General features: G+C 44.9%; 20 protein-coding genes and 1 tRNA gene. 20 read left to right on the top strand and 1 reads right to left on the bottom strand.

Annotated features, from left to right (window positions below; translation table 11 throughout):
• The first annotated feature begins 3 nt into the window (after window positions 1–3).
• The 4 genes from K360_RS0102865 to lepB (K360_RS0102875) all read left to right on the top strand — a co-directional run bounded on the left by K360_RS0102865 (window position 4) and on the right by lepB (K360_RS0102875) (window position 3,217).
• Window positions 4–627, top strand: coding sequence for a cyclodeaminase/cyclohydrolase family protein (locus tag K360_RS0102865; RefSeq protein WP_024821684.1), 624 nt, complete (start codon window positions 4–6; stop codon window positions 625–627).
• Window positions 628–740: 113 nt separating this feature from the next.
• Entirely contained in the window at window positions 741–2,408 is a 1,668-nt protein-coding gene (locus K360_RS0102870) for a formate--tetrahydrofolate ligase (protein ID WP_034326469.1), read from the top strand.
• Between the two features lie 13 nt (window positions 2,409–2,421).
• Complete coding sequence (locus tag K360_RS11305; RefSeq protein WP_156923322.1) at window positions 2,422–2,592, top strand: hypothetical protein; 171 nt, start codon at window positions 2,422–2,424, stop codon at window positions 2,590–2,592.
• Between the two features lie 106 nt (window positions 2,593–2,698).
• A complete protein-coding gene (lepB, locus tag K360_RS0102875; protein WP_024821686.1) occupies window positions 2,699–3,217 on the top strand; it encodes a signal peptidase I in 519 nt (172 codons plus the stop codon).
• An 84-nt stretch (window positions 3,218–3,301) separates the two neighbouring features.
• On the opposite strand, the gene K360_RS0102880 is transcribed toward lepB (K360_RS0102875), so the two are convergent.
• Window positions 3,302–3,389, bottom strand: a tRNA-Ser gene (locus K360_RS0102880).
• 97 nt (window positions 3,390–3,486) lie between these two features.
• Between K360_RS0102880 and K360_RS10945 the strand changes: the two genes are divergently transcribed.
• From K360_RS10945 to trmFO, 16 genes are all read left to right on the top strand, one after another.
• Window positions 3,487–3,975: a CoA-binding protein gene (locus K360_RS10945; protein ID WP_024821687.1), complete on the top strand. Its 489-nt coding sequence runs from the start codon at window positions 3,487–3,489 to the stop codon at window positions 3,973–3,975.
• Between the two features lie 144 nt (window positions 3,976–4,119).
• Window positions 4,120–4,545, top strand: a complete 426-nt coding sequence (locus K360_RS0102890) for an acyl-CoA thioesterase (protein WP_024821688.1) — start codon at window positions 4,120–4,122, stop codon at window positions 4,543–4,545.
• Window positions 4,546–4,577: 32 nt separating this feature from the next.
• Entirely contained in the window at window positions 4,578–6,446 is a 1,869-nt protein-coding gene (gene iorA / locus K360_RS0102895; protein ID WP_034326471.1) for an indolepyruvate ferredoxin oxidoreductase subunit alpha, read from the top strand.
• 4 nt (window positions 6,447–6,450) lie between these two features.
• Window positions 6,451–7,005 carry a 2-oxoacid:acceptor oxidoreductase family protein gene (locus K360_RS0102900; RefSeq protein WP_024821690.1) on the top strand — a complete coding sequence of 185 codons (555 nt, stop codon included), beginning with the start codon at window positions 6,451–6,453 and terminating at the stop codon, window positions 7,003–7,005.
• Window positions 7,006–7,081: 76 nt separating this feature from the next.
• Window positions 7,082–7,516 (top strand): type II secretion system protein, encoded by a 435-nt coding sequence (locus K360_RS0102905; protein WP_156923324.1) that lies wholly within the window; start codon window positions 7,082–7,084, stop codon window positions 7,514–7,516.
• 112 nt (window positions 7,517–7,628) lie between these two features.
• Window positions 7,629–8,168 carry a signal peptidase I gene (gene lepB, locus K360_RS0102910; protein WP_024821692.1) on the top strand — a complete coding sequence of 180 codons (540 nt, stop codon included), beginning with the start codon at window positions 7,629–7,631 and terminating at the stop codon, window positions 8,166–8,168.
• 2 nt (window positions 8,169–8,170) lie between these two features.
• Window positions 8,171–9,007, top strand: a complete 837-nt coding sequence (locus K360_RS0102915) for a YlqF/YawG family GTPase (protein WP_024821693.1) — start codon at window positions 8,171–8,173, stop codon at window positions 9,005–9,007.
• The gene (locus K360_RS0102920) at window positions 8,992–9,573 is read left to right on the top strand and encodes a ribonuclease HII (RefSeq protein WP_024821694.1); all 582 of its coding nucleotides are present in this window, start codon (window positions 8,992–8,994) and stop codon (window positions 9,571–9,573) included. The genes K360_RS0102915 and K360_RS0102920 overlap by 16 nt, the downstream gene beginning before the upstream one ends.
• Window positions 9,574–10,632 carry a flagellar hook-length control protein FliK gene (locus K360_RS0102925; RefSeq protein ID WP_024821695.1) on the top strand — a complete coding sequence of 353 codons (1,059 nt, stop codon included), beginning with the start codon at window positions 9,574–9,576 and terminating at the stop codon, window positions 10,630–10,632.
• A complete protein-coding gene (locus tag K360_RS0102930) occupies window positions 10,629–10,901 on the top strand; it encodes an EscU/YscU/HrcU family type III secretion system export apparatus switch protein (protein ID WP_338025000.1) in 273 nt (90 codons plus the stop codon). The genes K360_RS0102925 and K360_RS0102930 overlap by 4 nt, the downstream gene beginning before the upstream one ends.
• Before the next feature lie 3 nt (window positions 10,902–10,904).
• The gene (locus tag K360_RS0102935) at window positions 10,905–11,270 is read left to right on the top strand and encodes a YraN family protein (protein ID WP_024821697.1); all 366 of its coding nucleotides are present in this window, start codon (window positions 10,905–10,907) and stop codon (window positions 11,268–11,270) included.
• Window positions 11,267–12,766 carry a YifB family Mg chelatase-like AAA ATPase gene (locus K360_RS0102940; RefSeq protein WP_024821698.1) on the top strand — a complete coding sequence of 500 codons (1,500 nt, stop codon included), beginning with the start codon at window positions 11,267–11,269 and terminating at the stop codon, window positions 12,764–12,766. The genes K360_RS0102935 and K360_RS0102940 overlap by 4 nt, the downstream gene beginning before the upstream one ends.
• Entirely contained in the window at window positions 12,763–13,866 is a 1,104-nt protein-coding gene (gene dprA / locus K360_RS0102945) for a DNA-processing protein DprA (protein WP_024821699.1), read from the top strand. Before K360_RS0102940 ends, dprA begins: the two co-directional genes overlap by 4 nt.
• A 21-nt stretch (window positions 13,867–13,887) precedes the next feature.
• On the top strand, window positions 13,888–14,160 hold the full coding sequence (locus K360_RS0102950) for a hypothetical protein (RefSeq protein WP_024821700.1): 273 nt from the start codon (window positions 13,888–13,890) through the stop codon (window positions 14,158–14,160).
• Between the two features lie 12 nt (window positions 14,161–14,172).
• Complete coding sequence (gene topA, locus K360_RS0102955; protein ID WP_024821701.1) at window positions 14,173–16,296, top strand: type I DNA topoisomerase; 2,124 nt, start codon at window positions 14,173–14,175, stop codon at window positions 16,294–16,296.
• Window positions 16,297–16,299: 3 nt separating this feature from the next.
• Window positions 16,300–17,616: a methylenetetrahydrofolate--tRNA-(uracil(54)-C(5))-methyltransferase (FADH(2)-oxidizing) TrmFO gene (gene trmFO / locus K360_RS0102960; protein ID WP_024821702.1), complete on the top strand. Its 1,317-nt coding sequence runs from the start codon at window positions 16,300–16,302 to the stop codon at window positions 17,614–17,616.
• Window positions 17,617–17,753: the final 137 nt, after the last annotated feature.

The following is a 17,753-nucleotide window of genomic DNA, read 5'->3' on the forward strand; positions in this document are numbered from 1 at the left end:
TGTATGCTAGTTGATCTGAATTTAAGGCAATTTGTAGGGGAACTGGCCTCAGATTCTCCAGCTCCGGGAGGTGGAAGTGTAGCCGCCCTTTCCGGTGCTCTCGGTGCAGGGCTGATTTCCATGGTTTGCAATCTTACCATTGGTAAAAACGGCTACGAAGCCCATGAAGCCGAAATGAAAGAGGTCAGAGGGGAAGCAGAAAATCTCTATAACAGTTTATTAGAGCGAATTGATCGTGATACGGAAGCTTTTAACAAAGTTATGGCTGCTTTTAAAATGAAGAAAGATACAGAAGAAGAAAAAGCAGTTCGTAAGGAAGCAATTCAGAAAGCTTTTAAGGAAGCTTGCGATTCACCTTTCGCTATAGCGGAGGAATGCCTGGCGGTAATTCGTCTCGCTGATAGGATTGTGGATAAGGGTAATACCAACGCTATGAGTGATATGGGCGTGGCTGCTGCTCAGGCTTTGGCTGGACTTGAGGGTGCCATTATGAACGTTCGTATTAACATTCCTTCAATCAAAGATGCTGCCTATGTATCTGAAAAAGAGAGTGCGGTACAAAAAATACTGGCAGAAGGAAAATCCCTTCGAGACACCATCCAGAAGAAAGTTGATGCTAAACTTTAGAGTTAATAATTGAATAAAAGATGTATAGTAAAAAGGAGCGGACACAGTCCTGCTCCTTTTTCTTCCTTGTTTTTGAGAAGAGAGAGTTGCTGTAGAGGAGGTTTTACAGAATGATGCTGAGTGATATAGAGATAGCACGAAGCGCAAAGCTGAAGCCCATAGTTGAAGTAGCATCGCAGCTGGGGATAGGAGAAGACGAGCTGGAGTTGTATGGGAAGTACAAGGCGAAGGTGACGTACAGTCTCTGGGATCGAATCAAGGATCGTCAGGACGGGAAGCTCATCTTGGTGACAGCCATCACTCCTACGGCTGCAGGGGAAGGGAAGACGACCACAACGGTGGGGTTGGGTCAGGGATTGGCGAAGCTTGGCAAGCGAGTGAGCATAGCTCTCCGGGAACCGTCGCTTGGTCCGAGTTTTGGAGTGAAGGGAGGAGCGGCAGGAGGAGGTTACTCTCAAGTAGTTCCCATGGAAGAGATCAACCTTCATTTCACGGGAGATCTTCATGCCATTACAGCGGCTCATAACCTTCTGGCAGCGCTTCTGGACAACCATATCCAGCAGGGCAACGTTCTGAACATAGATCCTCGTCGAATAGTGTTTCGTCGTGTAATGGATCTGAACGAACGAGCTCTTCGGAACGTGATCATCGGCCTAGGAGGGAAGGCGAACGGAGTTCCCCGTGAGTCTGGATTCGACATAACGGTGGCCTCAGAAGTGATGGCGATTTTATGTTTATCAGGGAGCATTCGAGAGCTGAAGGAGCGTCTTTCCCAGATAGTTGTAGGGTATACATACGAAGGGATGGCAGTGACGGCAGGGGATCTGAACGCCCAAGGCTCCATGGCAGTGCTGTTGAAGGATGCGTTGAAGCCGAATTTGGTTCAGACCCTAGAGCATGTTCCGGCCTTTGTTCACGGCGGTCCTTTCGCGAACATCGCTCATGGTTGTAACAGCCTTCAGGCGACGAAATATGGCTTGAAACTCTCAGACTACTTTATTACCGAGGCAGGTTTTGGAGCGGATCTTGGGGCAGAGAAGTTTTTCGACATTAAGTGTCGCATCGGAGGTTTGCGTCCGTCGGCGGTTGTGATAGTAGCGACGGTACGAGCGTTGAAGATGCACGGTGGCGTGGCGAAGAGCGAACTGACGAAAGAGAACGTCGAAGCTTTGGGGAAGGGTATACCGAACCTTGAGAAGCATATAGAAAACATGCAGAGTTTTGGCTTGCCGGTAGTGGTTGCGATCAACCGTTTTCCCACCGATACAGAGTTGGAACTTGCGTTGGTGGAAGAGCGTTGCAGTGCTCTTGGAGTCTCAGTCTCGCTGTCGGAGATTTGGGCGAAGGGTGGGGAGGGGGGCCTTGATCTTGCGAAACGAGTCATGGAGGCGACAGAGAAGCCGAATACGTTCCATTACCTGTATAAAGAGACAGAGAGCCCGAAGGTGAAGATCGAGAAGATAGCGAAGGAGATGTACGGAGCGAAGAGCGTAGCGTACACCGCTCAGGCTGAGAAAGACCTGGAGGAGATTCATCGATTGGGGAAGGACGAACTGCTGGTGTGCATGGCAAAGACCCAGGCGTCCATATCGGACAACCCATCTCTTATCGGTCGTCCGGAAGGTTTCGAGTTGACAGTCCGGGAGGTTCGTCTTTCTGCCGGAGCAGGCTTTATGATCCCCATAACGGGTTCAATTATGACCATGCCAGGCTTGCCGAAGGTGCCGGCAGCCATGAAGATAGACGTAGACGACGAGGGAAATATTACTGGTTTGTTCTAAAAGAGTAACCGTGGTGTTCGCGTATATATTTGGAAGAGCTGCAAGAATCTTTCTTGCAGCTCTTTTTTCTAAAAATGGTGATGGGGCAAAGGGGTGGACATCCAGAAACACGACTCGTGCCATAACTGATTTCAAATCAGCCGTCATCGACCATCCGATTCATCCTCCATTAGCGCTATTTTAAAAATGGCAACGAAAAATAAAATATTTATTATATCGGGGAAAAACCATTCAAAGTCTTCAAAAAGGGATAAAATAATAAAGAGAAAACAAAAAGTGGAGGTAATTGTATGGCTGTTAAACCATGGTGGCGCGAGACCCTGGAAACCATTTTATGGGCAGTGGCTCTTGCTCTCATACTTCGGACTTTCGTTGTGCAATCCTATTGGATCCCAAGTGGCTCCATGATTCCTACCTTAGAAATAGGGGATCGTGTTATGGCTGCTAAATTTTGGTACCTTTTTTCGGAGCCGAAACGGGGACAGGTGGTAGTTTTTAAGTTTCCAGATGACCCCAAGAAAGATTTTGTCAAAAGGATTATCGCTTTACCAGGAGAAAAAGTGGAGATACAAGACGGAGTGGTGTATGTGGATGGATCAGCACTCGAAGAATCTTATGTGAAGAATCAAGATTCTGTTTCTATGCTTCCTTTGGTCGTTCCAGAAGGACATTACTTTATGATGGGTGATAACAGGCCTCATTCGTGGGATGGACGCTATTGGGATCATCATTTTGTCCCTAAAAAAGCCATGCGCGGACCTGCTTTTTTTCGCTTTTGGCCCCTTAGTCGAATTGGCATCCCGCGCTAATTATTTTCTCAAATAAGCAAAAATAAAAGAGAGGGAAGAGATTCCTTATTGTCTCTTCCCTCTCTTGTTTAAAATCCACAAAAATGGCGGAGGACAGAGGATTCGAACCCCTGAAGGCTCTCGCCTTAACTGATTTCAAGTCAGCCGCCTTCGACCACTCGGCCAGTCCTCCATCAGAGCCATATCCGAGCATGTATTATACACATTGGTTAGGTTACCGACAAGCCTTACGCTATAATTAAAAAAAGAGAAAGGAGAGATGATTCATTATGGAGGAAAAAGAGATAAAAAAGCGTATTCTTTGTACTTCATCTTCAATAGTGATAATCGGAGCTTCTTCTCGAGAAGAGCGACCGGTTTTTTCAGTTATGAAGTATCTAGCCGCTGTGGGGCATTCACTTTATCCAGTAAATCCTACATATGCCGGAGAAAAAATTCTTGGATTCTCGTGTGTTTCTTCGATTAAGGATCTCTCTGTTCCTGCAGATATAGTGGCTCTTTTTATCTCTCCTTCTCTTCAAAAAGATGTTGTAGAAGACCTCATATTATTTAAAGAACGCCTACGTGCTAAAAGAGGACCTGCGTTGGTTGACTCAATGGAAGATCCGATATTATTAAAAGAACATACTGTTATTTGGTTCCAGCCTGGATCTGAAAACCCATATTTTGAAGGTCTTCTTCAAGAAAAAGGGTTCCATGTAATAAGCCATGCTTGTATGATGATGGACCATAGACGGAACTGTTCGCAAATACGATAAAAAGAAGTATATTTTTTTTGAGAGAGTTTAATTTGCTGTTCTTTTTTTATCTATGGTATATAATTCTAAAAAGGACTCTTTCTTTGCTTCCCTTTTCAATGTATAAACATCTATCCGAAAATTTCTTTTCAAGGGGGCTTTTTTTTGCGTGAAGTCACGATTTCTTTACGCGTTCGATATGGAGAGACAGACCAGATGGGGGTTGTGTATTACGCTAATTACCTCACGTGGTTTGAGATAGGACGTACCGAGTACTGCCGAGCCCTGAGTACCCCCTATGTCCTTTGGGAAGAGAGAGGGGTTTTTCTGCCAGTAGTGGAAGTGCATTGTAGATATAAGGCATCTGCGTATTACGATGATGTTATTTGTGTTTCTACCTGGGTTCAGGAATTGAAACAGTCGAGTATAAATTTTTGCTATCGTGTTTTTCGGAAAGAGGATTCTAAGCTTTTAGTAGAAGGCTGGACTCGTCATGCTTTTGTTGATAAGGCGGGAAGGCTTCTGCGAGGAGCCCATCCTTTTTATCAATGGATTCAGAAATATGTAGAAGGGGAAGTCCATGGGGCGTAAGCTGGAGTTTAAAGTATTGCCCAGCGATGAATATGGAGGTGGCGTGTACGGTGAGCAAAAAAGCGATACTCTTAGGTAATGAAGCGATCGCTCGCGGTATAGTAGAGGCTGGATGTGCGGTTGCTACAGCATATCCAGGCACCCCTTCGTCTGAAATTTTGCCGGCAATTGCAAGTTTTGCAGATGAGTTGGGAACGTCTACAGCTGTAGAGTGGGGAGTCAACGAAAAGGTAGCTTTTGAAATGGCTACCGCGGCAGCTTTTACAGGGCTTCGCTCTTGCGCCGTAATGAAGCAAGTAGGGTTGAATGTAGCCGCAGACCCTTTTATGAGTGCTGCTCATTTTGATATGAAAGGTGGCATGTTGCTTGTTGTCGCCGATGATCCAGGTCCTCATAGTTCCCAGACAGAACAGGATAGCCGGTTTTTCGCTTATTTCGCTAAAGTCCCATGTTTTGATCCGGCCTCAGCAGAAGAAGCCAAGAAAATGGTTTTCGATGCGTATGAACTTTCTGAAAGACATCATATTATTGCCATGCTACGACCAAGTGTTCGAGTTGACCACTGTCGGCAAGATGTAGAATTGAGGGAAGTCCTTCCTGTTGCAGCAGATATTAAGTTTGAAAAAGACCCGGCACGGTGGGTTTGCCTCCCTGCTAGCGTGCGCATTAATCACCCCAAATTAAACAAGAAAAATGATGCCATTCGAGAGGAGTTTGAAACGCTCTATCCTCATTATAATTATGAGATTCCAGCAAAGGGCAAAGCTTCATTGGGGATTATCGCATCGGGAGTTTCTTTCTCTATAGTTATGGATATTATAAAATCTTGGGGGCGCACTGATATTTCTGTGCTTAAAATAGGCACTCCTGTCCCTCTCCCGGTTAAGATGGTGACTAATTTTATAGACCGGCATGAGAATGTTTTAGTTCTTGAAGAGCCCTATCCCGTTGTGGAAATGCAGCTTTTAGATCGCAGCAAGGTCAAAGGACGATGGAATGGTTTTGTTCCTAGAGCCGGAGAGCTTTTGCCTGAACTCATCGAAGAGATTGTATTAAAAGCTTTGGGTGAAGAGGTAGAGAACGCTGTCGATAGCGATTTAAAATCTGCCCTTGAAGATTTAAAGATTACCCCTCGAAAGCCCATGCTATGTCCTGGATGTCCGCATCGAGCAAGTGTTTTTTCTATACGACAAGCCATTCCTAATGCTATTAACCCTTCGGATATAGGGTGTTATACCCTTACGGTTAATCAAAAAGGCGCAGATGCTGTTATGGATATGGGAGCAGCTATAACTATGAGTTCGGGGCTTTTCCTGGCCCATAAAGTGGCGGGAAAGGAGCAGCCGATTGTAGCGACTATTGGTGATTCCACATTTTTCCATATGGGAATACCGGGCTTAGTTAGTGCTGTCTATAATAGGCACGCCTTCGTTTTGGGTATTTTGGACAACCGTACTACAGCTATGACGGGAGCTCAATCTAATCCATCTGTGGGAGATAAACTGCGCAAGGGCGATGAGGGGCAGGTTGTAGAAATTGAACACGTAGTGCGGGGATGTGGCGTTTCTTATGTGAAAACTCTTGAGGCTTATGACATTCAAAGTGGTAAGGAATTAGTGAAAGAAGCGTGGGAGCACGCTAGAACTCACAGGGAACCAGCTGTTCTTATTTTTAAACATCCATGTATGCTCCTTCGGGAAAAACAGGACAAAATTCCTGTTAACGTAGATCAAGATAAATGCATTGGATGTAAGTTCTGTATTAACTTCTTTAATTGTCCAGGACTTGTTTTTGATGAAGAGACCAAAAGAGCTTATATTGACGAGCGATTCTGTGTATCCTGCGGTGTTTGTACTCAAGTATGCCCTCACGGGGCTATAGTTCCGGTAGAGGAGGCGTAATCTTATGCAGTATGTCATCGTTGGAATAGGTGGGCAAGGGATTCTTTTTTCCACAAAAGTTTTAGGGCACATTGCTATGACTCGTGGCGAAAACGTTATGGGGAGCGAAGTCCACGGGATGGCACAGAGGGGGGGCTCTGTAATAAGTCATTTTAAGGTGGGAGACTATAAGAGCCCATTGGTAAAAGCAGGTGAAGCAGATGTGCTTCTCGCTTTTGATCAGAATGAGGCGATACGTAATCTTCAGTTTCTTCGTAAGGAGGGCAGTTTGGTCGTAAATGTTTTTGATGAAGCGGCTTTCCATAATGATCATCTTCAAGCATATTTAGAAAAAAGGAAAATCAAGTTATTTAAGATTAAAGGGTACGATATACTCAAAAACCATATGGGGGGCAATTTTCTGTTCTTAAATGTTTTGATTCTCGGAGCTCTTTGCGCGTCCGATGTAGCTAACGTGGAGATTGGGGAAGTTCGGGAAGCTATTAAACAGCTTTCACCTGGAAAGTTTGCGGAGGCTAACCTCAAGGTTTTGAACCTCGGATATGATGCACTGCTGTAAATGGAACAAAAGGTATTATCGAGGGAGCTCCCAAGGGCTCCCTCTTTTCGTTGGACGTGGGACTATTTTTGTTGAATTGCTCGTGGTCATTGCCATTTTTTCCATTATTTCCGGTTCTTTACTTTTTTCTATTAAATATCCCTCTATATCACGATTGAAAGAAGTGGGAGCTCGTAGAGAAGCAGAACGCCTTGCCCTTTGGCTGGAATCCAGAATTGTTAGAGCACATTTTCTTCAGGAAGATTTCTCGATTCGTATATTGCCAGAGCATATTCCCATAGATATAGTGAGGGTGAAGTGGAAGTCAATAAAATTGGAGAAGTATGAAGCTCACGGGGACGCGTGGTTTTATGTAAGTGGACGAAGTACCTTATATAGGTATAATCCGTATTGGCATACCCTTTCTCCAGCTCTCGTTTTAAATGTATTATCGGCACCGTACGGGGGGAAAGCCATATGTCGTATAGTTATATCTCCCCATTGTCGTGTGAGCATTAAAGACGGGATGTAATTTATATGCTATTAATTCTTGAAATCTGAAAAACCTTAGAGTATAAATATAGTTAATATTCTTCTCATTTAGAACCAATATATAATACTGCTGCAGTAAGGGGGGATGCTGCATGGCAGCGGTAAAACCATGGTGGAGAGAGATTGTGGAAACAATATTATGGGCTCTTGTCCTTGCTCTTCTCTTGAGGACGTTCGTAGTGCAGGCTTTTTGGATTCCGAGTGGCTCTATGCTTCCTACTCTAGCCCCAGGCGATCGGGTTCTCGTGGCTAAATTTTGGTATGCTCTTCAGAAACCGGAACGGGGAGAGATTTTTGTATTTAAATACCCATGGGACCCGAAACGAGACTTTGTGAAGCGCATTATAGGATTGCCTGGGGATACATTCGATATCCGGGAAGGGGTTGTTTATATTAACGGGCAGCCTTTAGCGGAAAGGTATGTGAAAAAACGAGATGATTTTTCTCTTTTCCCTAACATGATCTTTCCTCGAGTTCCAATTCACATTCCAGAGAAAATGTATTTTGCTATGGGTGATAATCGAGCTCATTCCCAAGATAGCCGCTATTGGGGATTTGTTCCAGAAAAAAATATACATGGACCAGTTTTTTTTCGATATTGGCCATTAAATAGAATAGGAGTTGTTCGTTAGTCGTGCCTCGTACAGTCTGGTATCCGGGTCATATGGCGAAAGGCAAGCGGAAGCTTGAGGAGTTGGCGAAAAAACTGGATTTGATTTTTGAAGTCCGGGATGCTCGTGCTCCCAATATGACGTCATCGCCTTTAACAGAAAGCTTTTCTAAAGTATGCCCTGTCTATATTATCCTTTCTCGCGCAGACCTTGCAGAGGAAGGTGCAACAAAAGCGTGGCTTCATTTCTTTAAAGAGAAAAAGAGGAAAGTATGGGCTTTAAACCTATTAGAGGGGAAGATAGAGCCGTTGCGCCGTGATATTCTTCGCCTTCGCCCGCCCTATAGAGAGCTGAGAGTAGCGGTTATGGGTATTCCGAATGTAGGAAAGTCTCTTTTTCTGAACCTTCTTGTAGGGCGCAAACGCGCACAAGTCGGAGGAGTCCCAGGTGTCACCCGTGGAGTATCTTGGTATAAAGGACAGGATATATTAGCAGTAGATTCTCCTGGTATCCTTGATCCTCGTTCCCATGTGGAGATACATCGCAGGTTAGCGTGGTTAGGGAGTAGCCGTCCCGATGTAATAGGAGGCTGTGATGCTATAGCTGTTTCTCTTCTTTCGTTTTTGAGGGAACGAGGTCTATGGCGCCTTATAGAGGACAAGTGGGGAATTCCGGATGAAGGGGAAGATAATCTTATCCTTCTTGAAAAGATAGGGCGGCGTCTTGGTTGTCTTGTAAGTGGAGGTCGAGTGGACTTGGCTCTTGCGGGGCAGCGGTTTATTGACGCCTTTGCCACGGGAAAATTAGGAAGGGTCACTTTAGAGTGGCCAGGGGAGCGATATCCATGGGAGATCGATTAATTGCGGGTGTGGATGAAGCAGGGAGGGGACCTTTGGCAGGGCCAGTAGTTGCCGCGGCTGTTGTTCTGTCTCAATCTCAAAAAATAGCCTTAGAAGCTATAGGTTTGAACGATTCTAAAAAATTAACAGCAAAAAAACGGGAAAAAATTTTTCATGTTATGCTTAATATAGGAGTACTTTGGAAGGCTCAGGCGGCTTCTGCAAAGCGTATTGATACTTTAAATATCTTACAAGCCTCTCTTTGGGCTATGAATCGTGCTGTACGAAAATTGCCCCTAGTTTTTGAAGAGGTTATTGTTGACGGAACTTTTTGTATTCCAGGCCTGGAGACCATTGTTCAAGAAGCTATTCCAAAAGCTGACGCTACTGTTCCTGAGGTGGCAGCTGCTTCTATTGTGGCAAAGGTGCTTAGAGATCGGGCTATGATAGCTCTTGATAAGATATATCCTGCCTATGGTTTTAAAAAACATAAAGGGTATCCTACTTCCGCCCATCGTCTTGTTTTGGCTCAAATAGGACCTTCTCCCATACACCGCCGAAGTTTTACATGGAAGGATCCGTCATAAATGAGTCATATAGAGGGTTTTTCGAGATCACCTGGGGGAAAAAATATCTCTGATGGGCTCAGATATACGGAAAGTGATGCAACACCCCGTCTAACGAAAGCTCTCTCGTTACGATCTATACCAAATGGAACAGTGGTAGAAGGGATGGTTCTTGATGCCCGATCGGGAATCTTTCTTGTCCGGATCGCTGGGCATGAGCTCCAAGCACAGGCAACTATGCCTTTGTTGGTGGGGCAGCGCTTTCGGGCTGTATGGGACGGATCTGGTCAGACCCCATTGCTTCGTCTTTGCGAGCAGGATATGGCTCTTCTTGGGGCTTTGCCGGAATCTCAGCGCTCTTTAGCTACAGCTCTTCTTCTAAGAGGTCTTCCTCTTTCACAGGATGTGGTGACACTTCTCCGCTTTGTATGGGGCCAGATGGGGAGTAAGGAGGCGTATATTGCACCTCTTGTAGAGTTGTGGGCGAGGGGAAGTACCTTGACACCCAAAAATGTTTCTCTTCTGATATGGTATGTAGGGTTGTCGCCAGAGATGTCGAGTCAACTTTGGAAAAATATACGTCGTCGCTTTCGGGAGGAGTTGCAACATGGGAGGAGTCCTTCAGAGGCGTTGAGAAGACTCAGAGATGAAGAAGGAGATATAGGACGTTTTGTGGAGGCACATAGCCTTCTTTCACAACCAGCGAGGCAGGGGATTGATCCTACATTGCTCATGCCTACATGGTGGCCTTTTTCTGATCAGGAAGACGAGCTTCCAGCCCATGTGAGGGTAGAAAAAAAGCAGGGGAAAGACGGGCGATCTTTCTGGCGAGTTGCTTTCGACATGCCAACTCGACGGTTAGGCAGGCTCACAGGAGAAGTTGTTACTGAGGGGAGCCAGTTAGGGGTGTCTATCAGGACGGAAAACTTTTTAACCCTTCGGCTGCTTCAGCGCAAAAAAACAGGCCTTCATGAAAAATTGGAAGAATTAAATCTCCATGTTCAATATATAACTGTATGTGAGGAAGAAAAAGAGAAGGAGAAAGAGCTTCTTCCAAGAAGGCTCGATATAGAGGCATGATGCTACGAAACTCTAAAAAAGAGGCAGCAGCCCTTTCGTATATCCCCCAAGAAGATGAAGCTCCAAAGGTCGTCGCATCAGGCGAAGGCTTTGTAGCGCAAAACATTATAAAGTTAGCTCGAGAGGCTAATGTTCCCATAGTGGAAGACGTTGCTTTAATATCTGCTCTCATGACGTTGGAGTTGGGAGAGGAAATTCCTGTAGAACTTTATGAGGCTGTAGCGCAAGTTCTCGCTTTTCTATATCAACTTGATAAAGGAGACGGATAAACTATGGATCATATAGAACTGGGGAAATGGGGAGAAGATATAGCCTGTTCCTATGTAGAAGATAAAGGATGGCGAATTCTCGACCGAAATGTGACCTTTCCCCGTGGAGAGCTGGACATAGTGGCCATAGATAAAGAAGAACTTGTTGTGGTGGAAGTTCGAACGCGTTCTGTGGGCGTTGTAATGTCACCGGAACAATCTGTAGGTCCTCAAAAAATATGTCGCCTTGTTCGAACAGGGCTTTCTTATGTTCAGGAAGCCCGCTGGAATGGCCCTTGGAGAATTGATATTGTAGGAATTACTGTAAATAATGGGCGGTACTCTTTAAGGCATACAGAGGATATAACGAGCGGGATGGGATATATGTGATTCCCATTTTAGGCGTTACTCTTCGAGGTATACAAGCTCTAAAAGTTGAAGTTGAAGTGGAAGTAACAGGTGGCTTATTTTACATCGCCGTTGTTGGTCTTCCCGACGCTGCTGTTCGAGAGTCTCGTGAAAGGGTTCGAGCAGCTCTCCGTTCTTTAAAAATTCCTATAAGAGGCAGAATAGCAGTAAATTTGGCTCCAGCAGACTGTCCCAAAGAGGGAGCTCTTCTTGACCTTCCTATTGCTCTTGGCATAGCTCGAAGGTTAGGAGTTTTTGTGATGAAAAAACCGGCTCTCTTTATGGGAGAACTTTCTCTTGATGGCCGTTTACGAAAAACTCGAGGGGCTGTTCCTGCTGCCCTTTTAGCGAAACGGCTGGGAATTCCTCTCTTTGTGCCTCAGGAAAATTCTTTTGAAGTTGCATTGGTTCCCGGTATTGAAGCTTATGGTATTACTACGTTACGTCAATTATTATATCACCTTACTGGCCGTAAAAAACTTTCTCCTATTAAAAAAAATCCCTTCCCAGAGGTGCCTGTTACTCCTGATCCCGACCTCTCCGACATAAAAGGCCAGGCTACAGCAAAGCGAGCTTTAGAAATAGCTGCTGCCGGTCATCATAATATACTTTTTGTGGGTTCTCCTGGAAGTGGAAAAACCATGTTAGCAAGAGCTATGCGAGGAATTCTTCCGCCTCTCTCTCATAAAGAACTTCTTGAAACCCTTCAGATACGGAGTACTGCTGGGCTTGATAGCGAAATCACCTCCCAACCTCCTTTTAGAACTGTCCATCCTACAGCCAGCACAGTCTCTGTTTGTGGTGGAGGAGCTTCTCTTCGTCCTGGGGAAGTCAGCTTGGCTCATAGAGGCGTTCTTTTTCTTGATGAATTTACAGAATTTCGCCGGGACATGTTAGAAGCGCTTCGACAGCCGCTAGAGGATGGTGAAATTGTTGTGAGTCGAGCTGTTGGAAGAGCCATTTTCCCCTGCCGAGTTTTGCTTATCGCTGTGTGTAATCCCTGTCGTTGCGGGTGGCATGGCGATCCTGTAGAGAGTTGCATCTGTTCTTCGTATGAGAGGGAAAGGTATAGACGAAAGTTATCTGGTCCTATACTCGATCGTATTGACCTTCATGTGGCTATCCCAAGGCTTTTGCCAAGAGAGCTTGTTTCTTTTCGGGAAAAGCAGGGAGAAACAAGTGCTACCGTTCGTAAACGGGTATGCAAGGCTCGAGAACGGCAATGGCGTCGATGGGGGAACATGGGGTATTTTAATAATGCCGAATTGCCAGAGAGGATTGTACGACGAGGGCTGCGACTAAACTCGGATGTACGACCTTTCCTGTTGAATATGGTTGATCGCTTGCGGTTATCGGGGCGAGGCATTAGCCGAGTCTTAAAGGTTGCCAGGACTATTGCCGACCTTGATGAGTCCTCGTCTGTAAAGGCTCAGCATATAGCAGAAGCCCTCGCTTACAGGAAGGGGAGCATTGCATGATGACTCCTAGACAGGAAGCCCTTTTAATCGTCAATGCTTTGGGAGGAGATCGTCGTCTTTGGCATCGACTTGTGTCTACAAAAGAAAACCTTTATGATCTTATTTCGGGAAAACCTTCTTGTAATCAAAAGAAAGCGTTGACAGAAAAAGCTCTAGCACTGTTGTACTCTTGTGTCAGAAAGGGATGGGCACAAAGAGAGGTTGAACGGTGTTGTAGTGAAAACATAAGAATCCTTTTTTGGGGTGAGAAGAATTTCCCTTCACATTTGTTGAATCTTAAAGATACCCCTCTTGTTCTTTATGTACGTGGACATCTAGCTCCTCAAAAAAGAAAAGTTGCTGTTGTTGGAACTCGCAGAAGCTCTTCTTACGGCCAGCATATAGCACAAGCTCTTGGAAAATTGGGGGCACGACAAGGTTGGATTCTTCTGAGTGGAGGGGCTTTGGGTATTGATGGGGCAGCTCACGGTGGCTGTCTTGAAGAAGGAGGTCAGACTATAGCTGTTCTTGCTCATGGTCTCGACCATGTTTATCCTCAGGGACATAAAGAACTTTTTCATCATATCCTTGACGATGGTGCGCTTATAACAGAATATCCTTTAGGGGTCCGTCCCGCCCCGTGGCATTTCCCCAAGCGAAATCGTATTATAGCGGGCCTGGCTGATAAAATTGTTGTTGTTGAGGCTCCTCAGCGGAGTGGTGCGATAATAACAGCCCGACTCGGTTTGGAGATGGGAAAAGAGATATGGGCTGTTCCAGGAAGAATTGATGAAAAAGTTTGTTGGGGGTCTAATAAGCTTATTTACGATGGGGCGTATCCTTTGGTGAGTCTCGAGGATTTTTCTGAAACTTTGGGTTCAGTACAGCTCGATTTCTCATCACCTTTATGTGAGAAGAAGAATGTTTCTTCTTGCAATATGACTGAAAAAGAACAAAAAATTCTTGAATTACTACGATCTAAAGGGGATCGTACGGTTGACAACCTGTCTGCTGAAGGTAAAATGACTGCCGCTGATGTTATCATCAGCATAAGTAATCTATCTGCTATGAATCTTATTTATCAATCTGGTCCAGGCAGATGGCGAGCTAGTTTAAGTTGAGGATCAAAGGAGCGAATAGATTTGACGCGATTGGTACATGACCTCGAGAGAATCTATCTTACGGAAGAAACGTTAAAGTTGGCATACCGTTTTCTTATTACGGAGGAATTCCCTAGAGATATTGTGGAACTTGCTATAGAGGATGCGATTATGGTAGGGCAAGTACAGGGACATCACGTAGATGCCAGATACTTTATGAGTATTATAGAACGAGCTGTAGATTCTGATATTGTGGCTTCGGCCCTCATTTCCTCTTTTTCTAGCGGAACTAAAGGCCACCATTTTGTACATTAAAGGAGGATCCCGATGGGTAATAAGGAAACCGGGAAGATTCTTGTTGTAGTAGAGTCCCCTACAAAGGCTAAAACTCTATCAAAAATATTGGGATCAAAGTATACCGTTAAAGCTAGTATTGGACATATTAAAGATCTTCCTAAAAGTAGAATAGCTATTGACATTGAAAATAACTTTGAGCCGGAATACATACTGGTGAAAGGTAAAGCGAAGATAAAGAATGAATTGATCAAGCTGGCGAAAAATAGTCAAAAGATTCTTCTTGCCTCAGACCCTGACCGAGAAGGAGAGGCTATATCGTGGCATTTATGTGATATTTTGGGAATAGACCCCCATACGCCTTGCCGTGTTCGTTTCTACGAGGTTACACCGAAGGCAGTAAAAGAAGCTATTAAGAAACCAGAGACCATCGATTTGAATCGAGTCAACGCTCAGCAGGCGAGACGTGTTCTCGATCGCCTTGTAGGGTATACCCTCAGTCCGTTGCTCTGGAAGAAGGTTCGATATGGCCTCTCTGCAGGGCGGGTACAGTCTGTTGCCCTCGACCTTATTTGTAAAAGAGAGAGGGAAATTCAAAATTTTGTTCCAGCAGAATACTGGAACCTTGATGTCTCTGCTACATCCGAAGACGAAAAACGCTCATATTCCTTAAAAGTTATGAGTTTTGAAGGAAAGTCCTATTGGAAAGAAGGCAAGTCTCTTCTTATCTCTAGTGAAACTGAAGCTTCAAAAATTGCTCAGGATATAGCAAACCTCCCCCTTAAAGTTTCAGAGTATAAAGTGAGGAAGGGAACACGCAAACCATTGCCCCCTTTTAAAACAAGTACTCTCCAGCAAGAGGCGGCACGAAGGCTGGGTTTTTCCCCTCGACGGACTATGAGCATAGCGCAGTCGCTTTTTGAAGGAGTGACTATCCCAGGACGTGGTCCGGTAGGATTGATTACATATATGCGTACTGATAGTTTGCGTTTAGCCCCAGAAGCTATAACTGGGGTAAGAAACTACATAGCGGGACATTTTGAAGAGGCATATCTCCCCAAATCCCCCAACTTTTTTGCTTCAAACGGACGAAGCCAGGATGCTCATGAAGCCATACGCCCTACAGATGTGACTCTTTCTCCAGAAGATCTCAGTACTGTCCTCTCTTCAGAGCAGCACCGTCTTTACTCATTAATTTGGAAACGTTTCGTCGCTTCTCAGATGACTCCTGCTATAGTTGCGAATGCAATCCTTGACGTTGAAGCAGGACCATATGGTCTTAGGCAGACAGGAGAGACCCTTCTTTTTGAAGGTTGGGGCTCTCTTTGGCCATTGGATTTGAAAGGCGGACGGCTAGATCCTGCGCAGGAAGGCGAGGAACTTCTTTTTAAAGAAGTGGTGAAAGAACAAAGGTTTACGAAGCCAGCGGCGCGCTATTCCGATGCTTCTCTCATTAAAACTCTTGAAGAAAAAGGTGTTGGGCGTCCCTCCACGTACGCGAGTATAGTGGAAACATTGTATGATCGTGGATATGTAGAGAAGAATGAAGAGAAACGTCTTGAACCTACGGGATTAGGAATGACAGTGGATGATTTCCTTTTGAAGTATTTCGATTCAGAAAGCAAGTCACCCATAATAGATACGAGCTTTACGGCGCAGATGGAAGCAAACCTTGACCGTATAGAAGAAGCCCAGCTTGAATGGGTGGATGTGGTGCGTTCTTTCTGGGACGGTTTTATCCTAACATTGGAAGAAGCCAAGAAAGCTTCTAATGTAGAGCTCCCAGAGCCTGAACCTATAGGTGAAGATTGTCCGGAATGCGGGAAGCCTTTGGTTAAAAAGCGGGGGCGTTTTGGAGAATTTATTGCTTGTTCAGGCTATCCTGAGTGCCGCTATACTCGACCTATTTTAAAAACCATAGGTGTTCCATGTCCTATTTGTGGAGAGTCAGAACAAGGTGAAGTTGTACGGCGTAGAAGTAAGAAAGGGAAATTTTTCTATGGTTGTTCCAGATACCCTGAGTGTAAGTTTGTTTCATGGAACGAGCCTACCGGGGAAAGATGTCCAGAGTGTGGTACTCCTCTTACACGTAAAAATAAAAGGAGCGTACCTGAGTGTCAAAAGTGCGGATGGAAGAAAGAGAAGGAGAAAAAATAGCAAATGAGACAAGAAAAAGAGATTACTATCATAGGTGGTGGTCTTGCTGGTAGTGAGGCAACGTGGCAACTTGCAAAGCGGGGAGTAGCCGTAACCCTTTTGGAAATGCGTCCTGAAGTGAAAACTCCGGCGCACCAGACAGGACTTATGGGTGAACTGGTATGCAGTAATTCCCTTGGTGCTGATGATTTTTCAAGTGCAGCGGGAATATTAAAAGCAGAATTGAGATGTCTCGACAGCCTTATTATGGAGGCTGCTGATCATTCAGTAGTGCCTGCGGGGAAGGCGTTAGCGGTGGATCGAAAGGAATTTGCTTCGTATATCACTGAAAAAATCTCCTCCCACCCCTTAGTACGTATAGAGCGTAAAGAGGTTATAGCTATTCCCGATGGGATGTCGATTATAGCTACAGGGCCATTAACAAGCCCCACCTTGGCGAGAAAAATACAGCAATTGTCAGGTCAGGAGAACCTCTCTTTTTTCGATGCTGTAGCACCAGTAGTGTTTCACGATTCCATTGATATGGATCGGGCATATCGAGCTGGACGGTATGGGCAAAGGGCGGACTATATTAATTGTCCAATGAATAAAGAGGAATATGTGACCTTTGTAGAAGCTCTTACTACGGCGGAGAGAGCTCCTCGTCACGATTTTGAAAAAGATGTTCATTATTTCGAGGGGTGCTTACCAGTAGAGGTTATAGCCTCCAGAGGAATAGATACTTTGCGTTTTGGTCCTCTCCGTCCAGTAGGGCTGCCAGACCCTTCTTCCGGCTGCGAACCCTATGCAGTAGTCCAACTTCGTCAAGATAATGCTGAAGGTTCCCTCTATAATCTGGTAGGTTTTCAGACAAGCTTAAAATGGGGGGAGCAAGATCGGGTTTTTCGCCTTATACCTGCATTGGAAAGAGCAGAATTTGCTCGTTATGGTGTAATGCATAGAAACATTTATGTTAATGCGCCTAAAGTTCTCGACCGATACCTTCGTTTTCAGAAGCATGAAACACTTTTCCTTGCAGGGCAGATAACAGGAGTGGAAGGATATTTAGAAAGTACAGCCATGGGGCTCGTAGCTGGTTTGAATATGGCTTCTCTTGTAAAAGGAAAAGACCTCCCTTCTTGGCCAGCTGAGACTGGGATAGGGTCTCTCTTGCGCTATCTTCAGGAAACAGATCCTGAAGTTTTTCATCCGATGAATGTCAACCTCGGAATATTCCCCCCCTTAGGAGAAAAGATTCGAAAGCGTGCGGAGCGATGCCAAAAAGTAGGGTTACGTTCCATGAAAGCCTTGGATTTTTTCTTAAAATCTCTCCCGCAATAAAGCCTTTTCATCTCTTAAAAAAGAGTCTTATGTTGTATAATATATATTAATCAATTCTACTTATTTGCGAATCTTTCGTGTCGTCGGATTTTTTATTTCTCTATGTAAGTACATATTGCAAAAATTTAAATTTTTAG

The organism is Aminobacterium mobile DSM 12262, assembly GCF_000526395.1.
Taxonomy (GTDB): domain Bacteria; phylum Synergistota; class Synergistia; order Synergistales; family Aminobacteriaceae; genus Aminobacterium; species Aminobacterium mobile.

Coding starts and splice junctions, on each gene's coding strand:
- K360_RS0102920 (WP_024821694.1), top strand. CDS start 8,992: ATGGGAGATCGATTAATTGCGGGTGTGGATGAAGCAGGGAGGGGACCT.
- trmFO (WP_024821702.1), top strand. CDS start 16,300: ATGAGACAAGAAAAAGAGATTACTATCATAGGTGGTGGTCTTGCTGGT.
- K360_RS0102935 (WP_024821697.1), top strand. CDS start 10,905: ATGGATCATATAGAACTGGGGAAATGGGGAGAAGATATAGCCTGTTCC.
- lepB (WP_024821686.1), top strand. CDS start 2,699: ATGGCTGTTAAACCATGGTGGCGCGAGACCCTGGAAACCATTTTATGG.
- lepB (WP_024821692.1), top strand. CDS start 7,629: ATGGCAGCGGTAAAACCATGGTGGAGAGAGATTGTGGAAACAATATTA.
- K360_RS0102900 (WP_024821690.1), top strand. CDS start 6,451: ATGCAGTATGTCATCGTTGGAATAGGTGGGCAAGGGATTCTTTTTTCC.
- K360_RS0102870 (WP_034326469.1), top strand. CDS start 741: ATGCTGAGTGATATAGAGATAGCACGAAGCGCAAAGCTGAAGCCCATA.
- K360_RS0102865 (WP_024821684.1), top strand. CDS start 4: ATGCTAGTTGATCTGAATTTAAGGCAATTTGTAGGGGAACTGGCCTCA.
- K360_RS0102925 (WP_024821695.1), top strand. CDS start 9,574: ATGAGTCATATAGAGGGTTTTTCGAGATCACCTGGGGGAAAAAATATC.
- iorA (WP_034326471.1), top strand. CDS start 4,578: ATGGAGGTGGCGTGTACGGTGAGCAAAAAAGCGATACTCTTAGGTAAT.
- topA (WP_024821701.1), top strand. CDS start 14,173: ATGGGTAATAAGGAAACCGGGAAGATTCTTGTTGTAGTAGAGTCCCCT.
- dprA (WP_024821699.1), top strand. CDS start 12,763: ATGATGACTCCTAGACAGGAAGCCCTTTTAATCGTCAATGCTTTGGGA.
- K360_RS10945 (WP_024821687.1), top strand. CDS start 3,487: ATGGAGGAAAAAGAGATAAAAAAGCGTATTCTTTGTACTTCATCTTCA.
- K360_RS0102930 (WP_338025000.1), top strand. CDS start 10,629: ATGATGCTACGAAACTCTAAAAAAGAGGCAGCAGCCCTTTCGTATATC.